The organism is Flavobacterium sp. (genome assembly GCF_043780635.1).
GTDB lineage: Bacteria > Bacteroidota > Bacteroidia > Flavobacteriales > Flavobacteriaceae > Flavobacterium.
In genome coordinates, this window is sequence record NZ_JAYWCK010000001.1 from 1 (window position 1) to 6531 (window position 6531).

The 6531-nt window shown below is 31.9% G+C and carries 8 protein-coding genes; 1 reads left to right on the forward strand and 7 read right to left on the reverse strand.

Annotation, left to right across the window (positions count from 1 at the left end; all coding sequences use genetic code 11):
* Positions 1-115 precede the first annotated feature (115 nt).
* From ACH2BV_RS00005 to trmB, 7 genes are all read right to left on the reverse strand, one after another.
* The gene (locus tag ACH2BV_RS00005; protein ID WP_395048323.1) at positions 116-442 is read right to left on the reverse strand and encodes a ferredoxin; all 327 of its coding nucleotides are present in this window, start codon (positions 440-442) and stop codon (positions 116-118) included.
* Between the two features lie 63 nt (positions 443-505).
* Positions 506-1711 (reverse strand): tRNA modification GTPase, encoded by a 1206-nt coding sequence (locus ACH2BV_RS00010; protein WP_395048325.1) that lies wholly within the window; start codon positions 1709-1711, stop codon positions 506-508.
* Positions 1712-1949: 238 nt separating this feature from the next.
* The gene (locus tag ACH2BV_RS00015) at positions 1950-2189 is read right to left on the reverse strand and encodes a NifU family protein (RefSeq protein ID WP_395048326.1); all 240 of its coding nucleotides are present in this window, start codon (positions 2187-2189) and stop codon (positions 1950-1952) included.
* A gap of 37 nt (positions 2190-2226) precedes the next feature.
* Positions 2227-3363 (reverse strand): Mrp/NBP35 family ATP-binding protein, encoded by a 1137-nt coding sequence (locus ACH2BV_RS00020; RefSeq protein WP_395048328.1) that lies wholly within the window; start codon positions 3361-3363, stop codon positions 2227-2229.
* A gap of 183 nt (positions 3364-3546) precedes the next feature.
* Complete coding sequence (locus ACH2BV_RS00025; RefSeq protein WP_395048329.1) at positions 3547-3879, reverse strand: MGMT family protein; 333 nt, start codon at positions 3877-3879, stop codon at positions 3547-3549.
* A gap of 5 nt (positions 3880-3884) precedes the next feature.
* Positions 3885-4517 carry a LysE family transporter gene (locus tag ACH2BV_RS00030; RefSeq protein WP_395048331.1) on the reverse strand — a complete coding sequence of 211 codons (633 nt, stop codon included), beginning with the start codon at positions 4515-4517 and terminating at the stop codon, positions 3885-3887.
* Between the two features lie 53 nt (positions 4518-4570).
* Positions 4571-5248: a tRNA (guanosine(46)-N7)-methyltransferase TrmB gene (gene trmB, locus ACH2BV_RS00035; protein ID WP_395048334.1), complete on the reverse strand. Its 678-nt coding sequence runs from the start codon at positions 5246-5248 to the stop codon at positions 4571-4573.
* A 210-nt stretch (positions 5249-5458) separates the two neighbouring features.
* Here trmB and ACH2BV_RS00040 point away from each other — a divergent pair, with 210 nt between their 5' ends.
* The gene (locus ACH2BV_RS00040) at positions 5459-6376 is read left to right on the forward strand and encodes a hypothetical protein (protein WP_395048332.1); all 918 of its coding nucleotides are present in this window, start codon (positions 5459-5461) and stop codon (positions 6374-6376) included.
* Positions 6377-6531 lie beyond the last annotated feature (155 nt).

Consider the following 6531-nt stretch of genomic DNA (forward strand, 5'->3'; position numbering starts at 1 on the left):
TAAACTTAAAAATACAAAATAAGGAGCAGAAAAACTAGTTTTCTACTCCTTATTTATTAATCAATTAAGTACTAAAATGACTTTTTCAGTGCCCTCAAATATGGAGAACTGTTTTTTATAAAAAAGGGGCTAATTCTATTTCTAATCCTTGTAATTCTTTAGTAATAGGAATTTGACAACTCAAACGGCTGTTTGGTTTTAGATGCATTAATCTCGAAAGAGTTGCTTCTTCAGCTTCTCTTTTTTCTGGTAAATTAATATCGTTAATTGCATAACATTGACAGGTATGACACATTGCCATTCCTCCACAAATTCCAATAGTTCCAACTGGTTCAAGTTCATACGCACGAACAACATGCATAAGATTTAATGCCATATCTGTAGGAACTTTAACTTCGTGTTTTTTGCCTTTTCGATCTGTAATTTTAATTGTAATATCCATTGTTCCTTGTAAGCGTTTGTTAAATAATTATTCAAATGTAATTTTAAAATTGAATTGATTGCATTAAAATATTGTATACCCAAAAACCAAAGACGATAAATTATAACTTGAATACCATTGGCGATAATTTCCTAATAAATCCTGCTCCAATCCATATCTAAATTCAACGCTAAATTTATTAATATATCTATATCCAAATCCAAAGGAAACAGTAGTTGCTGGTCTAATATCAATAGAATAATTAGCGTTGTTGATATTGTTATTAAACGCTATTTTTGAATTTAAACTAATGCTATTAACAAAAGCTCCATTAATAAATAATTTCGATTTATCATTTAAAAACATATAATGCCTAACCCCAAACCAAGCATCAATAACTTTATAGTCAATTTTTATATTATATAAACTTCCCAATTGCTCTGCTATAAAATATTGATATGTTGGCTCTACAATTAATGCCCATTTATTTTTGTTAAAGGGAAAAACATACTCAAATTCAACTCCAAATCTAAAAGTGGTTTTGTTTCCAAAGTCTGCTTTTAAATTTTTATCGATATCCGTATAAAAAGACATTGATGACATTGAAACTCCTGGTCTAAGAGAGATATTAATTGCATCTCTTTTCGATTTGACTTCATAATTATCTACAGTCGAAGTCACACAGTTATTAAATTTCAAAAAACAATCAATTAACTTATCCTTTTGATATTCTAACTTTGTGAAATCTTGATTTGAAATTCTATCGCATATTAAACTATTTATAAGTTGCTGTTTGTACTGAATATTTTCTTGAATAGTTGTATTATCAAGATAATAACTTTTATAAACTAATTGTTCAATATTTGAATTATCAACAGAAAAAAAATAGAGACTCAAACTACCTTCTACATATGAAAATAAGGATGCTTTACCATTTATTAATGTTTTTAAAAAAAGTATTTCCTCTGTAAATACAGGAAATCTATTAAAATTCAATTCATTATTAGCCCCTCCTGTTCGGTCAATTTTTACTTTAACTCGTTTGTATTTAGAAATATTTGTAATTCCGAATTCCTGAATGTTTGTAATCGTATTATTTAATACGTCTGAATTGTCAGTTAATTTGTAATCAAATGAAGTTGGATTACTATTCCAGTCTAAATTTTTAATTAAGCAGTCTGTTTTTTCTCCAACATTATTTATAAAATATCCTTTTTCAAAACTAATTTGAGAATAGGAATTGAAAATAAACATAAAAAAAAGTAGTAGCGTAAACTTTTTGGCTTGCATAATGATGATTGGGGTTGGTTGGTTTTGTATGAGATTTGAGATTAAGAGAAGAACAGCTAGTGGCTGTTCTTTAATTAGTTTTATTTGCGTGAGGGATTACTTCACAACATTTATATTTATATTGAAGTTAAGTGAGTTTCATTTGTACGTTCCGTTAGCTATCGAGAAGTATGACTATGTGGGCCATTAGAAAAAACCTAGTAGCACCACCGCTTTAGAGAAGCTCAGAAAGACGAGTTTACTCAATATTGACAACAGTCTCTACTTGTGGCGCATGCCTTTTAATGGTAGTTTCCACTCCTGCTTTTAAAGTCATTTGGTTTACACTACAATTGGAGCATGCCCCTACGAGACGAACAGTCACATGTTTACCATCTTCGATAGAAATAAGTTGAATGTCACCTCCATCAGACTTTAAAAAAGGTCGAATTTCTTCGAGAGCGATTAGTACATTGTTTGTTAATTCTTCTGTTGTCATTTCTTTTATGTTATTCCCGCTGTGGCGAGTTTTGGGTTTATTTTTTAACTGATGAGCAACCCGCCATTGTTGTTATTTTAACAGCTTCTGTGGCCGGTAAATTTTTGTTTCTGTTTACAACTTCCTGTACTACATTTCTAGTGATGTTCTCAAAAACAGTTTCAATTACAGAACCAGTTTGCATTGCTGCTGGACGACCAAAATCGCCTGCTTCACGAATGGACTGTACTATTGGCACTTCGCCAAGGAATGGAACTTGTAAATCTTCGGCAAGGTTCTTTGCGCCTTCTTTTCCAAAGATGTAATATTTATTTTCAGGCAATTCTTCAGGTGTGAAATACGCCATATTTTCAATAATTCCGAGAACAGGAACATTTATCGCCTCTGACATAAACATAGAAACACCTTTTTTTGCATCAGCAAGAGCCACAACTTGAGGCGTACTTACAACTACTACTCCAGTAATTGGTAAAGCTTGAACTATCGAAAGGTGAATATCTCCGGTTCCTGGTGGCAAATCTATTAGTAAAAAATCTAATTCGCCCCAATCAGCATCAAAAATCATTTGGTTTAATGCTTTAGCAGCCATTGGACCTCTCCACATTACTGCTTGGCTTGGAGAAGTGAAAAAACCAATAGAAAGTATTTTGATGTCATAACTTTCGATAGGTTTCATTTTTGATTTTCCATCAACTTCTACAGAAAGTGGTTTAGCGCTTTCTACATCAAACATAATAGGCATTGATGGCCCGTAAATATCGGCATCAAGAATACCTACCGAAAAACCCATTTTAGAAAGTGTTACAGCCAAGTTTGCCGTAATGGTAGATTTACCAACGCCTCCTTTTCCAGAAGCTACAGCAACAATATTTTTTATTCCAGGAATAGAATTGCCTTTTATTTCTTCATTTTGTGTACTTTGAGGAGCTTCAACTTTAACATTGATTTTTATTTTTGCATCTGGCGAAACTAGTTCGAGGATTGTTTTTTTTATATCCTCTTCAGCTCGCTTTCTAATATGCAATGCTGGTACGTGTAATACTAATTCTATAACTACTTCGTCTCCAAATGTCAATACGTTTGCTATTGCGCCGCTTTCTACCATGTTTTTTCCTTCGCCAGCAACAGTGATGGTTTCTAAAGCTTTAAGGATTTCTTTTCTATCTAATTTCATATTCTGTGTATGGTTTTCAACTGACGATCTTCAATTGAAATATTATATTTATTTAAACTGATTCTATTATTAATTATCAAATGCAAATATACTGTGAAAAGTTCTTATTTTAAACGTTTTAGTGAGGATTTATTGCAATTGGAATTCATTGGGTTTAGCAATTATTTGTCATTATTCACAAAGTTAAATACGAATTTCCGGTTCCCAAAAATGCTTATCAAGATCTATAATTTGATTGTCTATAACTACAATCCCTTCACTTTCGAGTAATTGTTGCATCAAGTTTGTTCCGTCAAAATGGTGTTTTCCAGTAAGCAATCCCTTTCTGTTCACTACTCGATGCGCTGGAACATCTTCAAGATTATGTGCTGCATTCATTGCCCAACCCACCATTCTGGCAGAACGAGCTGTTCCAAGTGCTTTTGCAATTGCACCATAAGATGTAACTTTTCCGTATGGAATTTGCCTTGCAATGGAGTAGACTTTTTCGAAAAAATTTTCATTTTGATTGGCCATTATTATTACCAGTAATATTTAATAATATTAATCAAAGTGATTATTGAAATTAAGCCCGTAATGCTTCCGATTATGGTATTCATATTTTTCATAATATAATCCGTTTTATTTTCGATTTTATTAAAGAAAGAAATGTAAATATAAAACACTAAAAACGACCCTATTATCACGCCGTTAACAAATATAAAAATAGAAGTTGTGTCAAACCAAAATAGCCTGAAAGAAGCCAAGGTAATACTGATGAATACATAATAAGGTATTGGGAAAAAATTGAGCGCCGAAAGTAACATTCCAAGAAAAAATCGCTTAGTTTTACTTTTATTTTTGAGTTTTTTTGATTTGTCTTTCGGTTTTTTGGCCAACCATAAAAAATAAATGGTCAAAGTTGCAAAAATTCCGAACCCAACTTCACGCATTAAAGTCAATAAATCCGGGCGGCGATTTATAATTTTTGCAAATAATATTGCGAAAAAAACTTGGAAACAAATTATTAATATCGCTCCTAAAACAAACCATAACGCATTTCGTTTTCCTTCCTTATGATTCACTTTAGCTGCAGTCATATTGATTAATCCTGGCGGAATAATCCCTATAAAAGCACTTATAAAACCAAAAAATAACGGCGTTATATAATTCATTTAAAATAGGTAAACGTTAAAAAACCGAACAAAAAATTCTACTAAAAATGCTGTTATTCCTTAATTTTAAATCGAATATACGTAATTGCTTTGTTAATTTCCAAATATTGTTTTTCGTAAAAGGTCTGAAAGGCAGTAACTTCCTCCGGGCTTCCTTCGTTTATATAGACATTATGGTTTGCATAAAGTACCTCGTGACCTTCGCCGTGAAGCAATCCAAGTGTATAACCGTGCATAAATTCGCTATCGGTTTTCAGGTTTACAACACCCTCTTTTTTAAGAATTTTTTTATACAATTGAAGAAATTCCGAGTTGGTCATTCTGTGTTTGGTGCGCTTGTATTTTATTTGTGGATCTGGAAAAGTAATCCAAATTTCATCAACTTCATTTTCAGCAAAAATATGATTGATTAATTCGATTTGGGTACGAATGAAAGCCACATTATGCAATCCAGTTTCTACGGCAGTTTTTGCACCACGCCAAAAACGAGCTCCTTTGATATCAATTCCAACGAAGTTTTTGTTAGGGTATCTTTCAGCCAAGCCAACGGAATATTCGCCTTTTCCACAGCCCAATTCTATAACAATTGGATTGTCGTTTTTAAAAAAATCTGCGTTCCATTTGCCTCTGAGCGGGAATAAATCGCCTATTACTTCTTCTCTTGAAGGTTGAAAAACATTATTGAATGTTTCGTTTTCCTTGAATCTTTTTAACTTGTTTTTACTTCCCACGCTTTTATAAAATGTTTTTACTTCGTACAATTCGACCTAAAGGTCTCGGATGGCAAAATTAATCAAATATATAAGACCGCATGGTGTAGTAGAATAAAATTAAAGATTTGATGTGATTGTATCAAAATTATTGTTTTACAGCAAACTGGATTGTAATTCACTTTATTGGACGAAATTATTTCTTTACCTTTATATAAATATAATGATGTTGTGAAAAAATTCATTTTATCCATTGTAGTTGTTTTTTGGGGTATTTTAGTTGCTTCTGCATACCATAATGGGGCTATAAATCTTCCGACTGACAAAATTACTCTTGCCCAAGTTTCTCAAAAACTCACGGTCGTCACCACAATTCATATCAACAATGCAATTATTTCCGTTTTTTTTAAGAAATATCCCAATCTAAAAACATATCAATCCGAGGTTAATACTTTATACAAAAAACGCAATTATAAACCCATTTGGCTTTACAACAATGGACCTAGTGAGTTTGCCAGTTTGTTATACGCTAAAGTAAATCTTCTTAATGAAGAAGGTGTCGAGTCTAAAATAGCTTATAAAGATGAAATTGACGGGATTTTTAATAGCGAGATCTCGAAGAATTTTTCCCAAACCGATACAGAAATAATGTTATCCTCTATGTATCTCTTTTATGCAAAAAAAGTATTTTATGGAATTGACAATGAAAAAACTCAGGAAATTAGCTGGTTTATACCACGGAAAAATCTTTCCTATAGTATTCCGTTAAATTCGATAATAGCAAATCCCGAATTATTAAGTAAAAATGAAAAACAACTCTTTAGACAATATTATAAACTGAAAGATGTTTTAAAAAAATACCGACAAATAGAAAAAAATGGAGATTGGGACTTAATAACAACTGATTCTTTGGAAAGAGAATTCAAGCCTAACGACCGCTCAAAAACTATTAGTCAAATCAGACATCGACTTGTAGTGACAGGAGACTTAAAACAAGATTCCAAAAGCGATATTTATGATGAAGAATTGATGGTTGGCATTTTGAATTATAAAAAAAGAAACGGCTTTAAATCGGATAATATAATTGAACCGCGGCATATTCAAAATATGAACATCCCCATTGAGCAATATATCAAACCATTATGTTGAATATGTAGCGCTGCCGATGGATTGATCCAGAGTTGACAAAAGCTGACGAATATATAATTAACCCGTTGGGTGTAATTAAATTATTTGATTTTTGATATTGTTTATTGGTCTGTCAAAGATAAATTTATTGACATATTGAACTAAAGTTAATGCCG